25 protein-coding genes are annotated in these 24,271 nt (G+C 60.9%); 14 read left to right on the top strand and 11 right to left on the bottom strand.

What is annotated here, in order from left to right; all coding sequences use genetic code 11:
- Positions 1 to 3: 3 nt before the first annotated feature.
- Positions 4 to 1,686 (bottom strand): FAD-binding dehydrogenase, encoded by a 1,683-nt coding sequence (locus FQP90_RS03495; protein ID WP_144648339.1) that lies wholly within the window; start codon positions 1,684 to 1,686, stop codon positions 4 to 6.
- A gap of 68 nt (positions 1,687 to 1,754) precedes the next feature.
- Between FQP90_RS03495 and FQP90_RS03490 the strand changes: the two genes are divergently transcribed.
- Positions 1,755 to 2,834: a quinone-dependent dihydroorotate dehydrogenase gene (locus tag FQP90_RS03490; protein ID WP_144648338.1), complete on the top strand. Its 1,080-nt coding sequence runs from the start codon at positions 1,755 to 1,757 to the stop codon at positions 2,832 to 2,834.
- 71 nt (positions 2,835 to 2,905) lie between these two features.
- Here the strand turns inward: FQP90_RS03490 and FQP90_RS03485 are convergent, their stop codons facing one another.
- The gene (locus FQP90_RS03485) at positions 2,906 to 3,499 is read right to left on the bottom strand and encodes a DUF3043 domain-containing protein (protein ID WP_144648337.1); all 594 of its coding nucleotides are present in this window, start codon (positions 3,497 to 3,499) and stop codon (positions 2,906 to 2,908) included.
- A gap of 129 nt (positions 3,500 to 3,628) precedes the next feature.
- Between FQP90_RS03485 and FQP90_RS03480 the strand changes: the two genes are divergently transcribed.
- The 5 genes from FQP90_RS03480 to FQP90_RS03460 all read left to right on the top strand — a co-directional run bounded on the left by FQP90_RS03480 (position 3,629) and on the right by FQP90_RS03460 (position 8,799).
- Positions 3,629 to 5,062 carry a dipeptidase gene (locus tag FQP90_RS03480; RefSeq protein WP_144648336.1) on the top strand — a complete coding sequence of 478 codons (1,434 nt, stop codon included), beginning with the start codon at positions 3,629 to 3,631 and terminating at the stop codon, positions 5,060 to 5,062.
- A gap of 163 nt (positions 5,063 to 5,225) precedes the next feature.
- Positions 5,226 to 5,615: a HesB/IscA family protein gene (locus FQP90_RS03475; protein WP_144648335.1), complete on the top strand. Its 390-nt coding sequence runs from the start codon at positions 5,226 to 5,228 to the stop codon at positions 5,613 to 5,615.
- A 184-nt stretch (positions 5,616 to 5,799) separates the two neighbouring features.
- Positions 5,800 to 6,669: an aa3-type cytochrome oxidase subunit II gene (gene ctaC, locus FQP90_RS03470; RefSeq protein WP_144648334.1), complete on the top strand. Its 870-nt coding sequence runs from the start codon at positions 5,800 to 5,802 to the stop codon at positions 6,667 to 6,669.
- A gap of 10 nt (positions 6,670 to 6,679) precedes the next feature.
- Entirely contained in the window at positions 6,680 to 8,401 is a 1,722-nt protein-coding gene (gene ctaD / locus FQP90_RS03465) for an aa3-type cytochrome oxidase subunit I (RefSeq protein WP_144648333.1), read from the top strand.
- Positions 8,398 to 8,799: a cytochrome c oxidase subunit 4 gene (locus FQP90_RS03460; RefSeq protein WP_144648332.1), complete on the top strand. Its 402-nt coding sequence runs from the start codon at positions 8,398 to 8,400 to the stop codon at positions 8,797 to 8,799. The genes ctaD and FQP90_RS03460 overlap by 4 nt, the downstream gene beginning before the upstream one ends.
- A 127-nt stretch (positions 8,800 to 8,926) precedes the next feature.
- Here FQP90_RS03460 and FQP90_RS03455 read toward each other — a convergent pair whose 3' ends face one another.
- Positions 8,927 to 9,220: an HPr family phosphocarrier protein gene (locus FQP90_RS03455; RefSeq protein ID WP_144648331.1), complete on the bottom strand. Its 294-nt coding sequence runs from the start codon at positions 9,218 to 9,220 to the stop codon at positions 8,927 to 8,929.
- A gap of 158 nt (positions 9,221 to 9,378) precedes the next feature.
- On the opposite strand from FQP90_RS03455, the gene FQP90_RS03450 reads away from it, so the two are divergent.
- The gene (locus tag FQP90_RS03450; protein WP_144648330.1) at positions 9,379 to 10,170 is read left to right on the top strand and encodes a GntR family transcriptional regulator; all 792 of its coding nucleotides are present in this window, start codon (positions 9,379 to 9,381) and stop codon (positions 10,168 to 10,170) included.
- A gap of 63 nt (positions 10,171 to 10,233) precedes the next feature.
- On the opposite strand, the gene qcrB is transcribed toward FQP90_RS03450, so the two are convergent.
- From qcrB to ctaE, 4 genes are all read right to left on the bottom strand, one after another.
- Positions 10,234 to 11,907 (bottom strand): cytochrome bc1 complex cytochrome b subunit, encoded by a 1,674-nt coding sequence (gene qcrB / locus FQP90_RS03445; protein WP_144648329.1) that lies wholly within the window; start codon positions 11,905 to 11,907, stop codon positions 10,234 to 10,236.
- Positions 11,885 to 12,955, bottom strand: a complete 1,071-nt coding sequence (gene qcrA / locus FQP90_RS03440) for a cytochrome bc1 complex Rieske iron-sulfur subunit (protein WP_026540751.1) — start codon at positions 12,953 to 12,955, stop codon at positions 11,885 to 11,887. The genes qcrB and qcrA overlap by 23 nt, the downstream gene beginning before the upstream one ends.
- Positions 12,956 to 13,051: 96 nt before the next feature.
- On the bottom strand, positions 13,052 to 13,840 hold the full coding sequence (gene qcrC / locus FQP90_RS03435) for a cytochrome bc1 complex diheme cytochrome c subunit (protein ID WP_144648328.1): 789 nt from the start codon (positions 13,838 to 13,840) through the stop codon (positions 13,052 to 13,054).
- An 87-nt stretch (positions 13,841 to 13,927) separates the two neighbouring features.
- Entirely contained in the window at positions 13,928 to 14,566 is a 639-nt protein-coding gene (gene ctaE / locus FQP90_RS03430) for an aa3-type cytochrome oxidase subunit III (protein WP_144648327.1), read from the bottom strand.
- A 148-nt stretch (positions 14,567 to 14,714) separates the two neighbouring features.
- On the opposite strand from ctaE, the gene trpD reads away from it, so the two are divergent.
- Positions 14,715 to 15,773 carry an anthranilate phosphoribosyltransferase gene (trpD, locus tag FQP90_RS03425; RefSeq protein ID WP_144648326.1) on the top strand — a complete coding sequence of 353 codons (1,059 nt, stop codon included), beginning with the start codon at positions 14,715 to 14,717 and terminating at the stop codon, positions 15,771 to 15,773.
- Between the two features lie 16 nt (positions 15,774 to 15,789).
- Here trpD and FQP90_RS03420 read toward each other — a convergent pair whose 3' ends face one another.
- Together FQP90_RS03420 and FQP90_RS03415 are read right to left on the bottom strand one after the other, a co-directional pair.
- Positions 15,790 to 16,068 (bottom strand): Lrp/AsnC family transcriptional regulator, encoded by a 279-nt coding sequence (locus FQP90_RS03420; RefSeq protein WP_144648325.1) that lies wholly within the window; start codon positions 16,066 to 16,068, stop codon positions 15,790 to 15,792.
- A 71-nt stretch (positions 16,069 to 16,139) separates the two neighbouring features.
- A complete protein-coding gene (locus FQP90_RS03415) occupies positions 16,140 to 16,529 on the bottom strand; it encodes a DUF3054 domain-containing protein (RefSeq protein WP_144648324.1) in 390 nt (129 codons plus the stop codon).
- Between the two features lie 128 nt (positions 16,530 to 16,657).
- On the opposite strand from FQP90_RS03415, the gene FQP90_RS03410 reads away from it, so the two are divergent.
- The 3 genes from FQP90_RS03410 (at position 16,658) to FQP90_RS03400 (ending at position 18,150) form a co-directional block, all read left to right on the top strand.
- Positions 16,658 to 17,035: a VOC family protein gene (locus FQP90_RS03410; protein WP_144648430.1), complete on the top strand. Its 378-nt coding sequence runs from the start codon at positions 16,658 to 16,660 to the stop codon at positions 17,033 to 17,035.
- A 141-nt stretch (positions 17,036 to 17,176) separates the two neighbouring features.
- On the top strand, positions 17,177 to 17,632 hold the full coding sequence (locus tag FQP90_RS03405; RefSeq protein ID WP_144648323.1) for a VOC family protein: 456 nt from the start codon (positions 17,177 to 17,179) through the stop codon (positions 17,630 to 17,632).
- Between the two features lie 89 nt (positions 17,633 to 17,721).
- The gene (locus FQP90_RS03400; RefSeq protein WP_144648322.1) at positions 17,722 to 18,150 is read left to right on the top strand and encodes a VOC family protein; all 429 of its coding nucleotides are present in this window, start codon (positions 17,722 to 17,724) and stop codon (positions 18,148 to 18,150) included.
- Between the two features lie 175 nt (positions 18,151 to 18,325).
- Here the strand turns inward: FQP90_RS03400 and FQP90_RS03395 are convergent, their stop codons facing one another.
- On the bottom strand, positions 18,326 to 20,719 hold the full coding sequence (locus FQP90_RS03395; RefSeq protein WP_208759937.1) for an ATP-binding cassette domain-containing protein: 2,394 nt from the start codon (positions 20,717 to 20,719) through the stop codon (positions 18,326 to 18,328).
- A gap of 131 nt (positions 20,720 to 20,850) precedes the next feature.
- Between FQP90_RS03395 and FQP90_RS03390 the strand changes: the two genes are divergently transcribed.
- The 3 genes from FQP90_RS03390 to FQP90_RS03380 are packed head-to-tail and all read left to right on the top strand — an operon-like array spanning position 20,851 to position 23,835.
- The gene (locus FQP90_RS03390; protein WP_144648320.1) at positions 20,851 to 21,987 is read left to right on the top strand and encodes a type III polyketide synthase; all 1,137 of its coding nucleotides are present in this window, start codon (positions 20,851 to 20,853) and stop codon (positions 21,985 to 21,987) included.
- Positions 21,984 to 22,712: a class I SAM-dependent methyltransferase gene (locus FQP90_RS03385; RefSeq protein WP_144648319.1), complete on the top strand. Its 729-nt coding sequence runs from the start codon at positions 21,984 to 21,986 to the stop codon at positions 22,710 to 22,712. The genes FQP90_RS03390 and FQP90_RS03385 overlap by 4 nt, the downstream gene beginning before the upstream one ends.
- A complete protein-coding gene (locus tag FQP90_RS03380; protein WP_144648318.1) occupies positions 22,705 to 23,835 on the top strand; it encodes an FAD-dependent oxidoreductase in 1,131 nt (376 codons plus the stop codon). The genes FQP90_RS03385 and FQP90_RS03380 overlap by 8 nt, the downstream gene beginning before the upstream one ends.
- On the opposite strand, the gene FQP90_RS03375 is transcribed toward FQP90_RS03380, so the two are convergent.
- Positions 23,836 to 24,243 (bottom strand): nuclear transport factor 2 family protein, encoded by a 408-nt coding sequence (locus FQP90_RS03375; protein WP_144648317.1) that lies wholly within the window; start codon positions 24,241 to 24,243, stop codon positions 23,836 to 23,838.
- Positions 24,244 to 24,271: the final 28 nt, after the last annotated feature.

Raw genomic sequence — 24,271 nt, 5'->3', positions numbered from 1 at the left:
AGCTTAGACACTTGCGGCGGCGTCCCTGCCCGCTGCCCTCCCCGTGAAAAGGCATCCACCGAGAAAAGTGCCTTCCAATGCCCGGTATCCATGGACTCCGCCTCCACCGAAACCGGCTGCTTCTCCTGCCGCGTAGAGCCCAGGTATCGCGTTGCCCTCCCCATCAAGAACTCTGGACCGCAGATCCGTTTGGATGCCGCCCAGGCTTTTCCGGGTCAAGACCGAGAGCCGGATGGCCATCAGGGGTCCATGCGCCGGGTCTGCCAACCGGTGGGGAGGAGCCACCCTCATCAACTTGTCCGTGGCAAAGCGCCTTGCCGCCCTGATGGCTGCAAGTTGCGGGTCCTTGCCCAAGCCGCTGGCCACCTGGCGATCACGGTCCTCAATCAGGGACTGCAGGGCGGCGGCGTCAATTGACCTCGAGTCCACCAGTTGGTTCATCCTGGAGGCAAGCTCCGTGGGTGAAGACGCCTGGATGAAGTCGATGCCCTTGTCCATGAAGCGCTGAAGAGGCGTGTCGGTTCCCGGCCGCAAGCGGGAGGCAAGCAGACGGACATCTTTGCCGGTGAGGTCCGGATTCTGTTCGGATCCGGATAATGCAAGTTCCTTGAGCGCAATGGTGCGGTTGAGCACAAACCATGAGTAACCGTGGCCGGAAGCAACGATGTGGCGGAGGGCTCCAAGGGAATCGAAGCCGGGGAAGAGGGGAGCGGGCAACTGTCGTCCCTCGGCATCCAGCCACAAGGAGGAAGGCCCCGGCAGGATACGGATACCATGCAGGGGCCACACGGGATCATGGTTGTGGATTCCTTCGGGGTAGTGCCACATCCGGTCTCCGTTGACCAATGCGCCGCCTGCCGACTCCACCACCGGAAGGAACTCACCGTCCACGGAGGCAGGGACGCCGCAAAGCATTTCCGCCGGAGCGGTACCTCCCGGCCATTGGCGGCGGACCATATGGTGGTTGCCGCCGATTCCACCTGTGGTCACCACGACGGCGCCTGCGGTCGCTTCGAAATGCCCGACGGCGACCCGTGAGGATGCCTGGCCCCGCACCGCCGTCGACGGTTCCAGGACCTCGCCGTAGACGCCGGTGACCCTTCCCGACGTCGTGGTCAGGGATGACGCTCTGTGGCGGAAGTGCAGGGAGACTTTACCGGCTTTGACGCCTTCCATGACTTTGGCCAGAAACGGTTCCACGAGGGCCGGCCCTGTTCCCCACGTGACGTGGAAACGGGGCACCGTGTTTCCGTGGCCCTGCGGACCGTAGCCTCCTCGTTCCGCCCACTGAACCAGCGGAAAGATCCCCACGTTGAGGTTATTCAGCCACGCCCTTTTCTCGCCCGACGCGAAGTCGACATACGCCTCTGCCCATGCGCGAGCCATCCTGTCCGCAGGCCGGTCGAAGGCCGCAGAAGCCAACCAGTCCGACATCGCCAGTTCGGCGCTGTCCTTGACCCCCAAGCGTCTCTGCTCCGGTGTATCGACCATGAAGAGGCCTCCGAACGACCAGTGCGCCTGGCCTCCGGTTGAGGCCTTGGGTTCTTGGTCCAGGATGGCCACGTTCTTGCCTGCGGCGTAGGCGGTCGCGGCAGCGACCAGCCCTGAAAGCCCAGCCCCGATCACCACGACTTCGGCGGAAATAGTGCTCAGGCCATGATCTGCATCACTTTTTTGGAGCGGCATGGGTACATGGTAGCGGCAGGCATGGTCACGGGTTTGGTGAGTTGTCCGTAAACCGGAAAACTAGGAGCATGCGTGTTTACCCCACATTCTTCAAGTTGGCTTTTTCCTGGATGGATGCCGAGAAAGCCCACAAGATCGGCTTCCAAGGCATCCGGGCAGCCCATCGTTCGGGGGCAGGCCGGGTTCTCGCGAGGATGACGGCCCCGGACGCGTCATTGCGCACGGAGGCCTTGGGGCTCACTTTTCCGTCACCTTTTGGGCTGGCGGCAGGCTTCGACAAGGAGGGGCACGGTATCGAAGCCCTGGCCGAACTGGGTTTCGGTCATGTCGAAGTAGGCACCATTACCGGACAGGCACAGCCGGGCAACGAGAAGCCCCGCTTGTTCCGACTGATTGAGGACCGCGCGGTTATCAACCGGATGGGATTCAACAACGACGGCGCCGCGGCCGTTGCGCCCCGACTCAAGTCGGCGCGGGCTGCTTTGCAGAAAGGGCGCCCGGTTGTTCGCCCGATCATCGGTGTGAACATTGGCAAGACCAAGTTGGTGGAGCTCGAGGACGCCACTGAGGATTACCTGGTAAGTGCGCGAAGCCTTGCTCCCGCAGCCGACTACCTGGTGGTCAACGTCAGTTCCCCGAACACGCCCGGCCTCAGGTTGCTGCAGAATGTGGAGACCTTGCGTCCGCTGCTGCGGGCCGTGGGGGATGCGGCCGACGAGGCTGCAGGGCGCCATGTTCCGCTGTTGGTTAAAATCGCCCCGGACCTCTCCGACGAAGACATCGACGACGTCGCAAGGCTTGCGCTGGACCTGAAATTGGACGGAATCATCGCCACCAACACCACGATCTCCCGCGACGGGCTGACCTCAGATGCCGCCAAAGTGGAATCCCTTGGCGCAGGTGGCCTGTCGGGGGCGCCGCTCAAGCAGCGTTCACTTGAAGTGTTGCGCAGGCTCAAGGTCGCTGTTGGTGATCAGCTGGTACTCATCGCCGTGGGAGGTGTAGAAACGGCACAGGACGTTCAGGAGCGTTTGAATGCCGGTGCCACCTTGGTCCAGGGATACACAGCCTTCCTCTACGAAGGTCCGTTCTGGGCGTCGCGCATCAACAAAGGCCTCGTGAAGATTCGTCAGCGGGCAGCCCGCTAGCCTCGAACGTCAGAACGAAGACCCCGGACCAACGGTCCGGGGTCTTCGTACTTCATGAATGATGTGGGCTGTTACGCCGGGTATTGCCCGCGCTTCACCTGTGGCTTGGGGAGGCGGAGCTTGCGGAACTGGAGGGCACGCATGCAGCCGTACCAAACGGAGCCGCGTTCCACTTCGCCGAACTTTTCGGTGAGCTTCTTCCGGAGCTTGCGCGAGAGGATGAAGACGTCCACGAAGACAGCAAGGAACATGATCCAGAAGCCCACGAGGACGTAACTGATGCCGGCGCTCGTTGGCGGGATGATCAGTGAAATGACGACGAAGAGAAGCGCGCCGAACATGAGGTATTCACCGAGGCTGAACCGTGCGTCAACGTAGTCGCGGGTGTACCGCTTTTGGGGACCCTTGTCACGGACGGGGAGGAACCTCTCATCACCCGTATCCAGGGCTTGCCGCATCTTCTGCCGCTGGTCCTGGATGGCCACCCTTTCCGCTGCCTTGGAGGCCTTGCGGTCGTTAGGTACCAAGGGGCGTTTGCGGGCTGCTTCCTGGTCCTTCCGCTTGGGCGTAGGGGCGCCTTTTCCGGCGCCCGGCTCCGGGGCGGTGGCGTAGGCCTGGTCTACTACTGATTGAGCGCTGGGCTCTTCCTTTTTGCGTCCGAACACCCATACAGAATACCCCGCAAGGAGGTGGCGCAGGTTACGTGTCCGGTGCTGGAGCCATATCGCGCCGGGCCGCGCCTGCTCGGACCGCGCCTGCCCGGGCGGTGGTATGCCCGGCGGTAAAGTATGCCCATGACTTCAGCACATGCGGAGATCCCGCAGAACAAGCAAGGGCACTCCGGCGATACCCCGGTCGACGCATTGACAAGGGCAGTCGATGATTCGTTCGAAGCCACGATGGCTTCCCTGAAGGACCTCGTGGAAATTCCCGGCATTGCCTGGCCCAGCTTCGATCCGGCGGAACTCGACCGAAGCGCCGAAGCCGTTGCTTCCTTGGTTAAGGCAGCCGGCATGGAAGACGTCCGTATCCTGCGTTGCGACAAAGCTGACGGGACGCCCGGTGGTCCTGCCGTCGTCGCACGCCGTCCCGCAGCAGCAGGCAAGCCAACCATCCTGCTGTACGCCCACCATGACGTTCAGCCGCCGGGGGACCGGAGCCTCTGGAACTCGGAACCGTTTGTTGCGGAGGAACGGGACGGCAGGCTCTATGGTCGCGGTGCGGCCGACGATAAAGCAGGCGTCATGGCCCACTTGGCGGCCTACACTGCCGCGACAAAGGTCTTGGGGGACGAATTCGGCCTCGGCGTGACCTTCTTCTTTGAAGGTGAGGAAGAAGCGGGCTCGCCAACATTCCGGGCCTTCCTCGAAGAACACCAGGAGCTCCTGCGGTCGGACGTCATCGTGGTGGCTGACTCCAGCAACTGGAAAGTGGGCGTTCCGGCCTTGACCACCAGCCTTCGCGGCCTGGTCGACGGAACCTTTGAAGTGCGTGTCCTGGAGCACGCAGTCCACTCCGGAATGTTCGGCGGTCCGGTACTGGACGCCCCAACGCTCCTGTCGCGGCTCATCGCGACCCTTCACGACGAGGAAGGGAATGTTGCTGTCGCCGGACTCGTGGGTCGGGATGACGTCACTGTTGACCTCACGGAAGCGGAATACCGCGCCGATGCTTCAGTTCTCGACGGCGTGAAGCTCGCCGGGAGCGGGACCATCGGTTCGCGCTTGTGGACCAAGCCTGCGCTGTCCATCATTGGCATGGATGTTCCCGCCGTAGATGTCGCGTCCAACACCCTGATTCCAGCTGCCCGGGCAAAATTCAGCCTGCGGTTGGCTCCGGGGCAGGATCCCGAGGCCGCCATGGACGCCCTGAGGCAGCACGTTGAGTCCAATGCGCCATTCGGTGCCCGAGTGACCTTCACATCGGGCGAGCGGGGCAACGCCTTCTCCACCGACACCTCATCTGCTGCGGCCCGGGTGGCGCTCTGGGCGTTGGGGGAGTCGTGGGGTGTCCAGTCTGTTGAAATGGGAATCGGTGGTTCCATTCCGTTCATAGCGGATCTTCTGGAGATGTATCCCGCAGTGCAGATCCTGGTGACAGGCGTCGAAGACCCGGATTCCCGGGCCCACAGTGCCAACGAGTCGTTGCACATCGGAGACTTCCGCCATGCAGTGCTGGCTGAGGCGCTGATGCTGGCCAGGCTCAATGCCGAGGGATTGGCGGGCTAGGCGCCGCGGCGCGCCGGGAACAAGGAATTGCTGTCTGTGGTTACGTCAGGAGTTATAGCTAAGCGTCTGCTCGACGTAGCATTAGCTATAACCCGTACGTTATTGGGTAAGGGCAGGCTGCGTTCCGGCGCCGCCGCCAGGAGCTTCATAAGAAGGTAGGCCAATGAGCACTGCAACCAACGAAAACAGCACCGGAGCACAGGTCGTCGCCAACGACGAACTGCCCACGCACGAGGTCAACCTGACCGACGTCGCCGCAGGCAAGGTCCGCAGCCTCCTCGAACAGGAAGGGCGCACCGATCTTCGGCTGCGCGTTGCAGTCCAGCCTGGGGGATGCTCCGGCCTGATCTACCAGCTTTACTTTGACGAGCGCATGCTCGACGGTGACGCTGTACGTGATTACGACGGCGTCGAAGTCGTCGTGGACAAGATGAGCGTCCCCTACCTCAGCGGTGCCAGCATCGACTTCGAGGACACCATTTCGAAGCAGGGCTTCACCATTGACAACCCGAACGCCGGCGGGTCTTGCGCCTGCGGCGATTCGTTCCACTGATGTGAGCCATCGCCGCACGTCGGCGCCCCTTCGAACGCAGTTCAACGCGTTCGGAGCCACGGCGCCGACATGTGCGCGAAAACCGCTTGATAGCGGTAAGCTCTACATCGGGTAGTAAAACTTTTTAGTGTGCCCGGTGAGCCTTCGGCCTGCCGGGAGACAGCAACAAGAGGAAGGGCCGTCTGTGAGTTCGCAGAACCGAACCGGCAGCCGACGCATAAAGATCACCTCGATCACTGGCTTGGCACTCGCCGGCGCGTTGGTTTTGACCGGATGTTCACCAGAGGTAGAGAAGGGTTGGCTGCCTACAGAGCGCGGCACGACCAACCACACTGACCGGATCATGGACCTCTGGGTCAACTCATGGATCGCCGCCTTGGCAGTCGGTATCATCACGTGGGGCCTTCTGGTCTGGTGCATCATTGCCTATCGTCGCCGCAAGGGCACCACGGGTTTCCCCAAGCAGCTGAGCTACAACCTGCCGCTCGAGGTCTTCTACTTGACCATCCCGCTGTTCATGGTTCTGGTGTTCTTCTACTTCACCGACCAGGACCAGCGTGCGATCGATGACCGCTCGCAGCCGGCCGACGTCGTTGTTGACGTCCGCGGCAAGCAGTGGGCCTGGGACTTCAACTACAAAAAGGGCGAGGTCATCACTGAGGACCTCCACGAAGCCGGTGTCCAGGCTCACCTGACCGGTAACGAAGTCAACAAGGAACTGCTCCCCACCCTGTACTTGCCGGTTGGCAAGTCCGTGGACCTGGAGCTGAACTCCCGCGATGTCATCCACTCTTTCTGGGTCCCCGCCTTCCTTCAGAAGCGCGACATGATCCCGGGCAAGACGAACTACATCAGGTTCACTCCCACCAAGGAGGGCACCTTCGATGGCAAGTGTGCCGAGCTCTGCGGTGAATATCACTCCGAAATGCTGTTCCGCGTCAAGGTGGTCTCCGAGTCTGAATTCCAGGCACACATGGATCAGCTCCGCCAGGATGGCAACACGGGCCTGCTCGGTGCGGAATATGACCGCAATCCGAACCTGAACGAAAAGTAAGGGGAGCGACGTGGCTACTTACACTCAATCCGCCGGGACCCTTGAGGCTCCCGTAGTTCCTAAATCCAAGGGACGCATCGTCGTCAACTGGATCACCTCCACGGACCACAAGACCATCGGGTACATGTACCTCATTGCGTCCTTCGTGTTCTTCTGCCTCGGTGGCGTCATGGCTCTGCTCATTCGTGCAGAACTGTTCGAACCCGGCATGCAGATCCTGCAGACCAAAGAGCAGTACAACCAGATGTTCACGATGCACGGCACCGTGATGCTGCTGATGTTCGCGACTCCGCTGTTCGCTGGTTTCGCCAACGTCATCATGCCGCTACAGATTGGCGCTCCGGACGTTGCCTTCCCGCGTCTGAACGCTCTGGCGTTCTGGTTCTTCCTCTTCGGCTCCACGATCGCCGTTTCAGGCTTCATCACCCCGCAGGGTGCAGCGTCCTTCGGCTGGTTTGCCTACGCTCCGTTGTCGAACACAACGTTCAGCCCGGGCGTTGGTGGTGACCTGTGGGTCTTCGGCCTTGCGCTCTCCGGCTTCGGAACCATCCTCGGTGCCGTCAACTTCATCACCACGATCATCTGCATGCGCGCACCGGGCATGACCATGTGGCGCATGCCGATCTTCACCTGGAACACCCTGGTGACGGCCATCCTGGTCCTCATGGCCTTCCCGCCGCTTGCTGCTGCACTCTTCGCCCTTGGCGCTGATCGCCGCTTTGGTGCCCACATCTTCGATCCCGAAAACGGCGGTGCCGTCCTCTGGCAGCACCTGTTCTGGTTCTTCGGCCACCCCGAGGTGTACATTATCGCCCTGCCGTTCTTCGGTATTGTTTCGGAAATCTTCCCGGTGTTCAGCCGCAAGCCGATCTTCGGTTACAAGGGCCTTGTCTACGCAACCATTGCCATCGCAGCCCTGTCCGTGACCGTCTGGGCCCACCACATGTATGTGACCGGTTCCGTCCTGCTTCCGTTCTTCGCTTTCATGACGATGCTGATCGCGGTACCAACGGGTGTGAAGTTCTTCAACTGGATCGGAACGCTCTGGCAAGGTTCCATCACCTTCGAAACGCCTATGCTCTGGAGCATCGGCTTCCTGGTGACGTTCCTGTTTGGTGGTCTTACCGGCATCATTTTGGCTTCGCCGCCGCTCGACTTCCACGTCTCCGACTCCTACTTCGTGGTTGCGCACTTCCACTACGTGGTGTTCGGTACCGTCGTCTTCGCCATGTTCGCAGGCTTCTACTTCTGGTGGCCAAAGTGGACCGGCAAGATGCTCAACGAGCGTCTCGGCAAGATCCACTTCTGGCTCCTGTTCCTTGGCTTCCACGGCACGTTCCTCATCCAGCACTGGCTGGGTGTCGAAGGTATGCCGCGTCGTTACGCCGACTACATGCCGCAGGATAACTTCACGTGGATGAACCAGTTCTCCACGATCTCCTCCTTCGTCCTGGGCGCTTCGCTGCTGCCGTTCTTCTGGAACGTCTACATCACCTGGCGCAGCAACAAGAAGGTTGAAGTCGATGACCCCTGGGGCTTCGGTGCTTCGCTCGAATGGGCAACCTCTTGCCCGCCGCCGCGTCACAACTTCACCTCCTTGCCCCGTATCCGCTCCGAGCGCCCGGCGCTGGACCTCCACCACCCTGAGTTGGCCCAGGTTCACACTGCCGAGGCCCCGTCGCCCGCAGCAGCAGTCTTGGGTAACGCCGACCAGAAGGACGTCAGCAAGTGAAAATCGAATCATGGCTCTTCGGAGCAGGAGTCTTCTTCTTCGTCCCCGTAGCCATTGCTTATGGTTTCCTGACCGAATGGTCTGAGTGGGTCGGCGTCCTGGGTATTCTCCTCGTTGGCGGCCTCGCCGGCATGATCGGTGCATACCTGGGCTTCACCGGCAAGCGGATCGGCATGCGTCCGGAGGATCGTCCTGACGCAGAAATCCACGAAGGTGCGGGCGAGCAGGGACACTTCAGCCCGTGGAGCTGGTGGCCCCTGGTTCTCGGCTTGGCTTGCGCCGGCGGATTCCTCGGACTTGCCATTGGTTTCTGGGTGACCTACGTCGCTGGTGGCCTTGCCGTCGTGGCATTGGTTGGCTGGGTTTTCGAATACAGCCGTGGCGATCACGCCCACTAGCAGGACATAGCTGGAAAACGATGGGCCCCACCGTTAGGTGGGGCCCATCGTCGTTAATACGAAGCGTGGGAAGTCCAGAGGCTTGGAACCGTGTCGGGAACGCTCCACGTCGCGCCCTGAATAGGGCTCAGCGGGCTTCTGTGGCCTCAAGGACGGCCGACAGTTCCGTCAGGGCATTGGCAGCCACGGAAACGCTATGCTCATCGCTGAGGGCACTCGACGGCACCTCCAAAATCACCTCGCATCCGAAGCCGAAGTCTTCCGTCATGACTTCCAATAATGAGCGTGCGTCAACAGGATCTCCGTCCTGCTTCCGGATGGTTACTGGCAATCCCGTTTCGGTGACCGCGCGGACAAAGACTGCCGCCGCGCGCGCGTGCAGTCCAATTTCAGCGGCGACGAAGGCCTTCTGCTCCGGCAAGCCAACTCCTTTGATACGACGAATCAAACCGTCAGAAAATGATCCATACAAGCGTAGCGGCGGAAGGTGCCCAATTCCACACAAGGGGTCTCGGTGGTCTAGACCTGCAGAGCCCCTGAATTATCCTAGAAGCATGACTCTAACGCTGGAACTCTGCCGTGCCTGAGGCAGCAAACATAGCCGGTGACATCGACCGCACCAGCGGAACGCCCATTTACGTTCAGCTCCGGGAAATTCTCCGATCCTTCATCGCGCAGTCATGCCCCCCGGGCTCTGCTCTCCCGTCTGAACGGGATTTGTCGGACCGGTTCGGCCTCGCCCGGATGACGGTACGCCAGGCCATTGACGCTTTGGTCGGCGAAGAAGTCATCGAACGGGTTGTCGGTCTCGGCACCTTTGTCAGAAAGCCGAAGCTTGACCTACAAGTAAAGCTGACGTCCTACAGCGAAGAAATGCAACGTCGTGGCATGGTTCCCGCGGCCAAGGTGCTCAGCTTTGAGCAGATCGCGGCCAGCGCGTTCCTTGCCCGGGAGTTGCAGCTTGAGGAGGGCACTCCGCTCGTCCGCTTCAGGCGCTTGCTGCTCGCGGACAATGAACCCATGAGCGTTGATGAGAACTTCATTCCAGCGCATCGCGTGCCGGGATTGCTCGATGAGGCGCCCCCAACGTCGCTCTACAACGTGTTGAGCGAACGCTTTGGTTTGGTGATGGAGTGGGGCGAGGACATGATCGAGGCTACGGCAGCGTCGCCCTCCACCGCCAGGTTGCTCAACGTTGACGTCGGTGCACCTTTGTTGAAAATTCAGCGGCACGCATTCGTCGCGCGGGCCATGGTCGACTATTCCGTGTCGTACTACCGGGCGGACCGCTACAAGCTGTGGGTTCCCCTGCAGCGGCCTGGCGTTCGTCCTACCCGCAACTACTCGTCGGGCTATCGCACCCAGAACTGAGCTGGGCATATAGGAAGGGCCCGGTCCATTGGACCGGGCCCTTCCTATATTGACTGCTGCCTGCTAGTGGCTCAGGCTCTTCTGGTCTTCGCCAGCCGCGATTGCCTCATGGTGGCCATGGGCGTGTGCTGCTTCGAGTTCTGCAGGTGTTGCCGGGGCAACGCGATCCTCGAAGAACCACTTGGAGAGTGCCGCGCGGCGCTTCTCCTTGCGGGTGACAACTCCGTGTTCGTTCGGCTGGGCCGGGATGGGAGCCGGCGACTCGAACCCAACGAGCTTGTAACGCTTGTACTCGTCCAGCGGAGCGTGAACCTCGATGAACTCACCATGCGGGAGGCGGACGATACGGCCGGTCTCGCGTCCATGGAGAGCGATCTCACGGTCCTTGCGCTGCAGGGCCAGGGCGATTCGCTTGGTGACGATGAAGGCGATTACCGGGCCGATGAAGAACAGCGCACGAAGCCAGTACGTCACATCGTTCAAGGACACGTGGAAGTGCGTAGCAATAAGGTCGGATCCAGCTGCCGCCCACATCACGCAGTACCAGGTGAAACCTGCAACACCGATGGCAGTACGAGTCGGAGCGTTGCGCGGACGGTCCAAAACGTGGTGTTCGCGGTTGTCCTTGGTGATCCAGCGTTCGATCCACGGGTACATGAACAGGACGGTGAAGATGATTCCTGCAGGCACGAGTGCCGGGAGCAGGACGTTCAACGTCAGTGTGCGTCCGAAGATGACCCATTCAAAGTGGAAGTCATTGATGACACCAGGCATGAGGCGAAGGGCCCCGTCCACGAACCCGATGTACCAGTCAGGCTGGGTACCGGCGGAAACCGGTGAGGGGTCGTACGGGCCGTAGTTCCAGATCGGGTTGATCGTGAACGCCGCCGCCATGAGCGCCAGGACGCCGAAGACGATGAAGAAGAACCCACCAGCCTTTGCCGCGTAAACCGGTCCGAGGGGGTAGCCGACGACGTTGCCGTCGTTCCGGCCGGGGCCGGGGTACTGGGTGTGCTTGTGCACAACCACCATGAACAGGTGGATGACGATCATCAGGAGGATGAGAGCAGGAACCAGCAGGATATGCAGGACGTAGAGGCGGCCGATGATGGCCGTGCCCGGGAATTCTCCACCGAAGAGGAAGAACGAAGTGTACGTACCGATTACCGGGATGGACTTGATAACGCCGTCGATGATGCGCAGGCCGTTACCGGAGAGCAGGTCATCGGGGAGTGAATAGCCGGTGAAGCCTGCTGCCATGGCCAGGATGAGCAGGACACCGCCAACTACCCAGTTCATTTCGCGCGGCTTGCGGAAAGCACCCGTGAAGAAAACGCGCAGCATGTGAACGCCGAGGGAGGCCACGAACAGCAAGGCTGCCCAGTGGTGTACCTGGCGCATGAACAGGCCGCCACGGACATCGAACGAGATGTTCAGCGACGAGCTGTAGGCAACAGACATTTCGACGTTGTACAGCGGCGTGTAGGAACCCTGGTAATGGGTTTCTGCCATGGACGGATCGAAGAAGAACGTCAGGAAGGTGCCCGACATCAGCAAAATGACGAAGGAATACAGTGCCACCTCGCCGAACATGAACGACCAGTGGTCAGGGAAGACCTTTCGGCCGAACTCACGCAGGATGCCAGAGCCACCCACGCGCTCGTCTACGAAGTTGGTGAAACTACCAACCTTTGTCTTCGGAACGAAGGGGGCTTCAGCTGTTGATGAGGCGCTCATGCTCGTCACGCTCCCAGTAACTCGGTCCTACAGGTTCTCTGAAGTCGCTGGTGGCGACGAGGTAGCCCTCTGCGTCAACTGCGATGGGCAGCTGGGGGAGCGGACGGCTTGCCGGTCCAAAGATGACCTTGCATTCCTGCGTGAGGTCGAACGTGGACTGGTGGCAGGGGCACAGAAGGTGGTGCGTCTGCTGCTCGTAGAGAGCAACGGGGCAACCGACGTGCGTGCAGATCTTGGAGTAAGCAACGATGCCGTTGTAGCTCCAGTTTTCACGGCCCTCGGAGGGGTTCAGCGAGTTCGGATCGAGTCGCATCAACAGAACGACGGCCTTGGCCTTCTCGTTCAGCTTGCCCTCGTGGAGCTCGTTGAGGCCCTCAGGGATAACGTGGAAGGCCGAACCGATGGTGACGTCCGAGGCCTTGATGGGAGTGCCATCGGGGTCGCGCGTCAGGCGCTTCAGCTTGCCGCCCTCGGGAGCCCACATGGTGTGTGCCAAAGCGTCGTCCGGACGCGGGCCCAGGTCGCCGAAGATGGCGAGTGCCGGCAGGGGAGCGAGCGCAACGGCACCAAGAAGGGTGTTGCGGATCAGCGGGCGGCGCTTGATGCCGGTTTCCTCGACGATGTCGTCGACGATGCGGACCGCTGCCTGGCGATCTTCTTCGGTACGGATAGCGTGGCGCTCTTCAGACACTTCGTGATCGGGCATGAGGGCCTTGGCCCAGTGCACGATGCCGGTTCCGATTCCCAGCATCGCAAATGCCGTACCCAGACCCAGAAGAAGGTTCTGGGTGCGGATGGTCGCAATGGTGGTGTCGTCGCCAAGGTCGATGGCAAAATACGCCACCAGGAAGACCAGCGTGCCAATGACGGAGGTGCCAAACAGAATGGCTACCTGACGCTCGGCGCGCTTTGCGGCTACCGGGTCCGTGTCAGCCAGGCGCAAACGATGCGGAGGAAGACCAGGATCCTGGAACTTCTCCACCTCATTCTGACCAGCCGTAGCTACGGTGCCCGAGTGGTTCGGACTGCCGTCACTATGGTTGCCCATAATTCGCCTCATCCTTCTCTCGTTGTCTCGGCCGAAGCCGAGTTATTTTCAGTTTCAAACTGCTGACCGTGCAGCAGAAGTTTTGTCGCGTCCGGGTTAGGACGTTCGGGACGTCAGCCAGATCGTGAATGCGATGATGACGCCCAAGCCGGCAACCCAAACGAAGAGGCCTTCGGAGACCGGGCCAAGGGAGCCGAGTTCGGCACCGCCGGGCGAGCCGTTGGCTTCGATGGTCTTCAGGAAGGTGATGATGTCGCGCTTGTCTTCCGGGGTGACGTTCGAATCGTTGAACACGGGCATGTTCTGCGGGCCCGTTGCCATCGCTTCGTAGATGTGCTCGGCGCTGACGCCAGCCAGTCCCGGGGCGAACTTGCCTCGGGTCAGGGCGCCGCCGGCAGCAGCAGCGTTGTGGCACATTGCGCAGTTGACTCGGAAGAGTTCGCCACCGTTGGCTGCGTCTCCCTTGCCGTCGAGGAGGTGCTCCTCCGGGATGGCCGGACCTGCGCCGAGCGATGCAACGTAAGCGGAGAGCTGCTTGGTCTGCTCCTCGTTAAACTGGGCGGGCTTCTTCTGTGCCTGCGGGCCGCTCATCTGCATGGGCATACGACCGGTACCAACCTGGAAGTCAACGGCAGCTGCACCCACACCGACCAGCGAGGGGCCGTCCTGGGTTCCGCTTGCACCCATGCCGTGGCAGGTGGCGCAGTTGGCGGCAAAGAGCTTGCCGCCTTCTTCTACGTCACTGGCGCTAAAGCTTGTGGTGTCGGCCTTGGCCTGGTTGACAGTTGTGGCAACGGCGTACAGCCCACCAGTGAGGAGGAGGCCCATCAACAGCAGCGCAATGGCTGCCAGTGGGTGACGTCGCTTCTGCGAGAGTGCCTTCACGTGGTGGTTCCTTTATTCGATCCTGCGTCGGCTCCGCGAGCCGCTTCTTGAAATTCTGCCTCTTGTAGAAAAAGAGTCAAAGCCGGGCTACTTGAGAACGTATATGACCAGGAAGAGGCCAATCCAAACAACGTCAACGAAGTGCCAGTAGTACGAGGTGACAATCGCCGACGTCGCTTCAAAGTGTCCGAACTTCTTGGCCGCAAAAGCTCGGCCAATGATGAAGAGGAACGCGATCAGGCCGCCAATGACGTGAAGGCCGTGGAAGCCGGTGGTCATGTAGAAGGCGGAGCCGTAGGCGTTGGACGACAGGGACACGTGCTCGGACACGAGCATTGCGTATTCCGTGGTCTGGCCGGCTACGAAGAAGGCACCCATGATGAAGGTGAGGACGAACCATTCGGTCATGCCCCAGCGAGTGAACTGCAGTGGCCTGCCGGTGCGGCGGGGTTCGAGCCGCTCAGCGGCGAAAACGCCCATCTGGCAAGTAAAGGAACTTGCCACAAGGACGATGGTGTTGACGAGCGCAAACGGGAAGTTGAGCTTGGCCGTCTCCTCGGCCCACATCGTTCCCGATGTGGAGCGCAGGGTGAAGTACATGGCAAAGAGGCCGGCGAAGAACATCAACTCACTGGACAGCCAAACAACGGTTCCAACAGAAACCAGGTTGGGGCGGTTCAGCGTCGGGTGCGCCGGGGTACTGGGGGCATGGGTCGCAGATGTCACAAGGACATTATGTCTGTAAAAGTCCAGACTTCCCAATGCAAACCACCGATTCGGGAGACTTTTTCTACAAAGACGCGAAATCGCGCGGAAAAGTTCCCGGCCGCGTTCACATTGGTCATCGGCGTGGCTGGCTCGATAGCATCAGGGAGTGACTTCTCCGGCATCGGCATCTGTAACCAGCAACACTTGGCCAGGGCTCATCTCAGCACTGATCAACGGCGACGACCTTGCGGTGGCCAACACAGAGTGGGCCATGAATACGATCATGTCCGGGGAAGCCACTCCCGCGCAGATTGCAGGCTTTCTGGTAGCACTCCGTGCCAAGGGCGAGACGGTTGAAGAGCTCGCGGGCTTGGTGGAGGCCATGGTCCAGCATGCGAACCCAATCGATATCTCGGGCGAGAAGCTGGACATTGTGGGCACGGGCGGGGATCGCCTCAACACCGTGAACATCTCCACGATGGCTGCACTGGTGGCTGCCGGTGCGGGCGCCAAGGTCGTTAAGCACGGCAATAGGGCCGCATCATCGACTTCCGGTTCCGCGGACGTTCTGGAAGCCCTGGGCGTGCGGCTGGACCTTTCAATCGAACGGGTCGCCCGCAGCGCTGAAGTGGCAGGAATCACCTTCTGTTTTGCTCAGGTCTTCCACCCTTCATTCCGGCACACGGCGGTCCCGCGAAGGGAGTTGGCCGTTCCAACGGCCTTTAATTTTCTCGGGCCAATGACCAACCCCGCCCATGTGCAGGCGTCCGCTGTAGGAGTGGCCAATGTTCGGATGGCGCCGCTTGTTGCTGGAGTTCTGGCCAGGCGAGGCAGTCGTGGTCTGGTCTTCAGGGGTGACGACGGCTTGGATGAACTGACACCCACGGGACCGTCTACTGTTTGGGAGATCAGGAACGGAACCGTCACTGAACAGGTATTTTCTCCTGCTGAGCTCGGAATTGGACCGTCCACGGTAGCCGATCTGCGTGGAGGTGACGCTGCGGCCAACGCCGCAGTAGTCCGCGAAATCCTCAACGGCAAGACCGGCCCAGTCAGGGACGCGGTCCTGCTCAATGCCGCCGCCGGGCTGGTGTCCTTTGATCTTCACGCGGAGGGAAGCTTGGTGGAGCGCATGCGCGCTGCCTTTGAACGTGCAGCGGAATCGATCGACTCAGGAAAGGCGGCCGAAGTCCTCGCCAAGTGGACGGCGCTTAGCCAAAGCTGATTGCCGAAGTTCCTCTTTATTCGAAACCGAGAGCGAACGCGGCATCAAGGTCGTGTTGCGAGTACGCGCGGAAGGCGATGTGGGTGGTGGTGTGCACCACAGAGTCAACCTTCGAGAGGCGATCAGCGATCACATCCGCAAGTTCGTCGTGCTTGGTGACCCTGGCCACTGCGATAAGGTCCCATTCGCCGGTGACGGAATACACCTCGCTGATGCCTTGGATAGCCGAAATTTGTTCTGCGGTCTCCGGGATGCGTGAGGCGTCGGTCTTGATCAGGACGAATGCGGTGATCACGTGGGGCCTTTCCGAAAAGCATCATTGCGGACTCATTCCAGCCTAGTGCATCTGCAGGAGTTGAAGCCCGATCAAACGCGGCGTTGGCGTTTGCGCGAGACGCGGATGATCAAGGCCGCGACGGCCCGATATCCCAGCAGGAATACTCCCAGGCTGATCAACGCCACCAGCACGAATGGCAGCACCACGGTTTGACCGGTGACGGCCCTCAGCAGCATTCCCACCAGAACTGCGCCGATCCAAATGCCCACGCCGGAGGGCCAGAGGGCCCAGGGAGCGCGCCACGTGCGGAGGACCACCCACCCGATTGCTGCGCCGGCCAGGAACGGCCATGCCGTGGCGAAAGCTCCTGAGACAATATCTCCGCGGGCGTGCGCGTCGCGACCCATCGCAGCGAAGACAAGAATCAAGAGAAGGTCGGCGATAGCCGCGGGGATCCACGTTCTGGATGGTGAAGACATACTTCAGACACTATCGGCGGCGCCCGTCCCACGCGAAGTCGACAGCCTTTTCCTGCCTCTTGCGTGAGGTTCAAGGTGCAGTCACGATATGGGCAGTAGTGCACCAGCAAACTGCCCTGGAGGACGCCGTGCGATTGATGCAGGTGGCACAGCATGCGGAAGACCTGAAGCGGGCGGCTGCTTTCTACGCTGCATTGTTGGACAGTGAGCCGAGGGCTCTCTTCGACCCCCCGGGCCTCCTTTTCTTCGACATCGGGGGAGTGCGGCTGCTCCTGGAGAAGGGTGCGCCATCGTCGCTCATCTACCTGGAAGTGGGTGACCTCTATGGCACCGTGGCAACCCTAAGGCGCCGGGGTGTCAGGATCATCGCCGATCCACAGCTGATTTTTGGGCACACGGATGACTCTTTGGGACCTGCGGATTCGGAAGAATGGATGGCCTTCATAGAAGACAGCGAAGGCAATACCGTGGGGCTCGTCAGCCGCCTCCGGGCGATGGGGGAGTAGGCCGGGCTTGCTCCAGTACCCCGGCGCAAGGGGGCGTAATCGATGTCCGAGGTACTCGCCGTCGGGCGTTGTGTGGGCGAAACATCAGTACTAGCCTCAAACGGGGGCTAACGGTTCCGGACATCGTTGGAGGAGTGGCAGATGCAGAAAATTTCCACGTGTTTATGGTTTGACGGCCAAGCGGCCGAAGCTGCCGAGTTCTACACATCGACTTTTGACAATTCAGCCATGGGACAGGCCATGCCTGGCCCGGATGGCAACCCACTCACCGTTGAATTCGAGATCGAAGGCCGGCAGTTCATGGGGTTGAATGGTGGGCCGGCCTTCCGGTTCAACGAGGCGGTGTCCCTGGTGGTGAATTGTGAATCCCAGGAGGAAGTGGACAGGTACTGGGACGCACTGCTGGTTGGGGGAGTGGAAAGCCAATGCGGGTGGCTGAAGGACAAATATGGACTTTCGTGGCAGATTGTCCCCACGGCAATGGCCGGACTCCTGAACGGCCCTGATCCGGCAGGTTCACGGCGTGCAATGGAGGCCATGTTGAAGATGCGCAAACTTGACGTAAATGTCCTTCAAAAGGCTTACGACGGCGGCTGAAGGTCTTGGGGGACATGCGCCGGAGGCGCTGTTAGCATTACCGCACGGTGACGTGCGCTCACTTCACACAACCATGAGGAGTATGACCGATGGCAACCCGCCTCAACCCCTACATCTCGTTTCGCGACAACGCCCGCGAAGCCATCACATTCTACGAGTCCGTCTTTGGCGGCGAGCTGAACATCAGCACGTTCGGCGATTATCAGGCCAGCCAGGATCCAGCAGAAGCCGACAAGGTCATGCACTCCATGCTCGAGACACCAGGCGGGTTGACCCTCATGGCAGCTGACACACCTAATGGAATGGAGTACAACCCTGGGGACAACGTGTCTGTGTCCCTGAGTGGCGAAGCCTCGGACGAGGCTGAACTCCGTGGGTATTGGGAGAAGCTCATCGACGGCGGCTCGGTCACCGTGCCGCTTGAGCTCGCGCCTTGGGGCGACGCCTTCGGAATGTGCGTGGACAAGTTCGGTATCGCTTGGCTGGTCAACATCGCCGGTGCGCCGCAGGATCAGTAGCGCCTGACGACTGTTGAAAGTTTGCCCCGTCTGTAGCTGTCAGGCGGGGCGCACTTATGCGGTCGGGAAGGGCTTCGCCAACTTTACTTTACATAATGTAGATTATCGGCGTTATAGACAGGTGCTGGAAGTGGTCGTCCCTGCACCCTGAAACGACCACTCTCAGCGGCACGTTTTACTTCGCGACGTAAGCAGCCAGATGTTTGCCTGTCAGCGTCGACTTCTCGGCCACAAGCTCTGCGGGCGTTCCAGCAAAAACGATCTTGCCGCCGTCGTGACCAGCGCCCGGACCAAGGTCGATGATCCAGTCGGCATGCGCCATGACGGCCTGGTGATGTTCGATCACGATGACCGATTTTCCTGAAGCCACCAGGCGGTCCAGCATCCCCAGAAGATTTTGGACATCGGCAAGGTGCAGGCCCGTGGTGGGTTCGTCCAGGATGTAGATATCGCCCTTTTCGGACATCTGAGTGGCCAGCTTGAGTCTCTGGCGCTCACCGCCGGACAACGTGGTGAGCGGCTGGCCGAGAGTCAGGTAACCCAGGCCGACGTCCGCCAGGCGGTCCAGGATTTTGTGGGCCGCAGGGGTCCGGGCCTCTCCCTCGCTGAAGAATCCCTCAGCTTCGTCCACGGACATTGCAAGCACTTCTGCAATATTGCGATCCCCGAGTTTGTACTCCAGCACAGAGGCCTGAAAGCGCTTTCCGTCACACTCTTCACAAGTGGACTCCACCGTGGCCATGACACCCAGATCCGTATAGATCACCCCGGCGCCGTTACACGTGGGGCAGGCGCCTTCGGAGTTGGAACTGAACAATGCCGGCTTCACCCCGTTGGCTTTGGCAAACGCCTTGCGAATCGGCTCAAGGAGTCCCGTGTACGTGGCCGGGTTGCTTCGGCGGGAACCTCGAATAGCGCCCTGATCGATTACCAGGACCCCGTCACGCTTAGCTACTGAACCGTGGATCAGCGAGCTCTTTCCTGAACCGGCCACGCCCGTCAGGACGCAGAGGACACCAAGAGGAATATCGACGTCCACATTCTTGAGGTTGTTGGTTGACGCGCCCCGGATCTCCAGATTGCCGGACGCGGAGCGAACGTTCTCCTTGATGGCGGCTCGGTCGTCGAGGTGCCGCCCTGTGATGGTGTCGCTCCCCCGCAGGCCCTCCAATTCGCCTTCGTAGCATACGGTTCCACCGCCGGTACCAGCGCCTGGACCGAGGTCGACTACATGGTCCGCGATCGCGATCGTTTCCGGCTTATGCTCCACCACAAGCACGGTATTGCCTTTGTCGCGCAACTGCAGCAGGAGCTGGTTCATGCGCTCGATGTCGTGGGGGTGCAGGCCGATGGTCGGTTCATCAAAGACATAGGTGATGTCCGTCAGGGAAGAACCGAGGTGGCGGATCATCTTGGTCCGCTGTGCCTCTCCCCCGGACAACGTGCCGGCCGGCCGGTCCAGGGAAAGGTAGCCCAAACCGATCTCGGCGAAGGAATCCAGGAGGTGCTGGAGTCCTTTCAACAGCGGAGCAACGGAGGGCTCATCCAGGTCGCGGATCCATTCAGCAAGGTCGCTGATCTGCATGGTGCAAACATCCGCGATGCTCTTGCCTTTGATCTTGGAGGACCGGGCTTCCGGGCTCAGCCTGGTGCCTTCGCACTCCGGGCACGTGGTGAAGGTGATGGCCCGCTCCACGAAGGCGCGGATGTGTGGCTGCAAGGCGTCCACATCCTTGCTGAGCATCGATTTCTGGATCTTGGGGATCACGCCTTCGTAGGTGAGGTTGATGCCCTCCACCTTGATCTTGGTCGGCTCCCGGTACAGGAGGTCGTGAAGCTCTTTTTTGGTGAATTTCGCGATGGGTTTGTCCATGTTGAAGAAACCGGATCCGCTGAAAATCCGCCCGTACCAGCCGTCCATGGTGTAGCCCGGAATGGTGAGGGCCCCTTCGCTGAGGGACTTGGTGTCGTCGTAGAGGGCCGTGAGGTCAAAGTCGTTGACCGAACCCATGCCTTCACAGCGGGAACACATGCCGCCCAGCCGGTTGAAGCTTGCCTTCTCCGTCTTGGTCTTTCCCTCCCCGCGCTCCACGGTGATGGCCCCGCTCGCCTTCACCGTGGGGACATTGAATGAGTACGCATTTGGCGAACCGATGTGGGGGTGGCCTAGGCGGCTGAACAGGATCCGCAGCATCGCGTTGGCATCGGTGGCGGTGCCCACCGTTGAACGCGGGTTGGAGCCCATCCGCTCCTGGTCCACGATGATCGCTGTGGTCAATCCTTCAAGCACGTCCACATCCGGCCGCGCCAGGGAGGGCATGAAACCTTGGACAAAGGCACTGTAGGTTTCGTTGATCATGCGCTGCGACTCTGCAGCGATAGTGGCGAAGACCAGCGAACTCTTACCGGATCCGGATACACCCGTGAAGACCGTCAACCGGCGCTTCGGGATCTCAATGCTGACGTCCTTCAAGTTGTTTTCGCGTGCACCCTGGACGCGGATCAGGTCGTGGGTATCGGCAACGTGCGACGCAGGAGATTGCGTGTCAGTGCTCGCAGCAATAGTCATCATTTCTCCATCTGTTAGGCGGCGCTGCCCAGCAGTCCCCCGTCGGCGTCGCCTGGCTCTCATTGACCAACCTCGGTCAGTACGATCGATTCTGCCATTGTCTTCCCAGCTTTACTCACTAAGAATGAAGCATGCCGGTATACATGAGGTCCCTTGAAACCGCAGTTCCGCCAACCATCCTCGTCCAGCAGCAGGCTCGTGAAGTTTTTGCCTCCCAACCAGGCCTGACACGGCTGGGGACACGGCTGGTCACCACCTGCTTTGATTCGGCAGCCATCGACACCCGCTTTACCGCCGTCGAAGAACTCAGTCTTGACGCCCATCCCGAGAACCCGAAGTTCTTCGATCCAGAAACCAACATGGTGCTGAGTCCCAGCACCAAGGTACGCAACGAAATCTTTGCCACCGAGGCTACCAAGCTGTTCGTCGAGGCAGGGAAGACGGCAGTAGCCCGGGCATCAGGTATCGACCTCGACGACATCACCCATGTCATCACCGTTTCTTGCACAGGGTTCTTCAACCCGGGTCCGGACTACAAAGTGGTCAGGGCCCTGGGGCTGAACCCTGCCGTCCAGCGTTATCACCTCGGGTTCATGGGCTGCTACGCCGCGTTTCCTGCCCTGAAAGCCGCGAAGCAGTTCTGCCAGGCCGATCCGGAAGCGGTGGTCCTGGTGATCTGCGTCGAGCTCTGCTCGCTTCACGTCAGGACATCGAACGACCCCGACACGATCATGGGTTCCGCCATCTTCGGCGACGGTGCGGCAGCCGCCGTCGTCACGGCACGTGAACCGGAGGGTCCGGACCCGGTGATCAGGCTGGACCACTTTGAAACCGTCCTGACGCCTGTGGGTGAGGAAGCCATGGCATGGAACATAGGCGACGAAGGTTTCGAAATGGTCCTGGGCTCGTATGTTCCCCACATCATTGAGGAACACATCACGGGGGCACTTGAGCCTCTTCTGGCCAAGGAACCACAGCTGGCAGCACTTCCGTATAAGGACATTACGCACTGGGCAATCCACCCGGGCGGCCGGAGCATCCTGGACAAGGTTGAGTCCAAGCTGGAGTTGACGCAGGAGCAGCTGGTTCCAGCGCGGGAGACCCTCAGGGAGTACGGCAACATGAGCAGCGCCACCGTGCTGTTCGTGCTGAAGTACATGTTGGGGCAGACGGCCGGTGAACGTGAGGAACGCATTTGCTCCATGGCGTTCGGGCCCGGGCTGACCGTGGAGACGGGCCTCTTTACGCTGGTCTCCCCCGCCCTGTGAGCCCATGGGGATCCCTCCGTCAGAGGGATCTGCACTCCGTGGAGGACATGGACAGGGCCGATTGTGATCCTGTACGCCTCACCAGGACCTATGCGCGGTTCCCCGTGGTCAACAGCCTTCTTTCGGGCTGGCACAGGACCTACAGGCGCCGGATACGGCCGTTGCTGTCCGAACGGGGCGGGTTGTCATTGCTGGACATCGGATGTGGCGGCGGGGACGTCGCCCGGAGCCTTGCGCGTTGGGCTCAGCAGGACGGCTTCAGCCTGGCGGTTACGGCGATCGACCCGGATGAGAGGGCGTATGCCTTTGCCGCGCAATCACCTCGCGTGGAGGGCGTCACCTATCGGAAAGCCCACAGCTCCGAGCTTGTAGCGGAGGGCGAGACGTTCGACATCGTGATGTCCAACCACATCCTCCACCACCTCGACGACGGTCACCTCGCCACCGTCCTGCACGACTCCGAAATCCTCAGCCGGGGACTGGTACTCCACAACGACCTCAGGCGCAGCAATGTGGCGTACCTGCTGTTCCTGTGCGGCTTTTGGCCCCTGGGCTTGGGATCCTACATCTGCGGCGATGGCCTTGTATCGATCAAACGCAGTCACACGCCGGCCGAACTGCAGGCAGCCGTCCCCCGTACCTGGACGGTTGAGGCAAACGGTCCCTGGCATAACCTCCTCACCTTTGTACACCGGCACAACGGCGCCGTGGATCACCATGCTTGACGTGGTAATTGTGGGTGCCGGTCCGGTGGGCCTTTTCCTGGGTACTTTGTTGTTGCAGCGGGGGTACAAGGTCCGGATTGTTGAACGCAGGACCGGCAGGAGCCTGCGTTCACGGGCCATTGGGATTCATCCCCCTGCTTTGGTGGAATTGTCGCGCGCTGGAGTTGCCGCCCAACTCATTGAAGCTGGAGTTCGCATCCGCCGGGGCGTTGCCTACAGCCAGGGCCTAAAGGTGTCGGAGCTACCGTTCTCGGGTGATGCGGAGTTTCCGTTCATCCTTGCCGTGCCTCAGGCCATAACGGAAGAGGTGCTCGAAGAATCCGTGCTGGAACTGGATGCCGCAGCGATCGTCCGGGGTACCGAAGTCCAAGACGTCATTAACGATTTCAGGTCCGTGCGCGTAGTAACGGATCCCAGGGCAGGACATGGCGTGTTCACGGCCCGCTTAGCTGTGGCGGCCGACGGCGCGCATTCATCCATCCGCCGGGCCATCCTTCCCCATCTGCCGACACGGAGGTATCCGGACTGCTACATCATGGGCGACTTCACGGATGGGACAAGGCACGGGACCGACGCTGTGCTGTACCTGGAGCCGGCCGGGATCGTGGAGTCGTTTCCCTTGCCGGACGGCGTGCGCCGGTGGGTGGTGAGGCTGGGAGCGCCGGATCAAGGCACGACGGCGGCCGGACTGGCTGACTTGGTGGCAGCCAGGACGGGCGAGGTACTGGATGCCACCAGCAACTCGATGTTGAGCGCCTTCGAGGTGCGCGCGCGGCTGGCGAAGCGGATGGTCCACGGCCGAGTGGTTCTGCTGGGCGACGCCGCCCACGAAATCAGTCCCATCGGCGGCCAGGGCATGAACCTTGGTTGGCTGGACGCCGCAGCCCTGGCTCCCATCATCGATGCCTCCTTGAACGGAACCGATGTGGGGCGAAAGCTCCAAAGCTTCGAGAGATCCCGCAGGAAGGCGGCCCTCAGGGCATCCCGGCAGGCCGGGCTCAACATGGCTCTGGGCAGACCCCTGTCACCGGCGGTCCTGGCCACCAGGAACACGCTTTTCGCCAGCGCCCTGGAGGTTCCGGCCATCGCCGCGTTGGTGGAGAGGCGTTTCACGATGCGGTAGCTAATTAGCCGTCGTGTAATAGCAGTCGTACGTGTCCTGGCTGACGATCAGACCGTCCCGGAGCTCGAAGACGGCAGTGCTTCGGGCACGGATGGTGTCTCCGCGGTCCCAGTGGGGAAGGTCCAGCAGCAGTGTGGCAGACCAGTTCATTTCGAGGACAACGCGGGTCCCTTCACTGGTGGTGCGGACCACCTCGAAACGTTGGTCGGCGACAATGTCCTTGCTGTGGTCCGCGCCGGAGAGAGTTTCTGCCAAATTTCGGGTGGAGCCTGTCTTGGACAACGCATGCGGCCATTCGGTGAGGGTGAAATCATCAGCCAGGAAGGGCCGCAATTCGGCACCTCTGCCGCCGGCCTCAACAGTTCTGATGAAGCCAAGTACACAGTCCAAGGGGGTGGAATCGCTCATTTGTCGAGCCTAGCTCAACCCCGCGGAC

It is taken from the genome of Paenarthrobacter nitroguajacolicus (assembly GCF_007786235.1).
Lineage (GTDB): Bacteria > Actinomycetota > Actinomycetes > Actinomycetales > Micrococcaceae > Arthrobacter > Arthrobacter nitroguajacolicus_A.
This window is presented reverse-complemented; position numbering and strand designations above follow the sequence as displayed.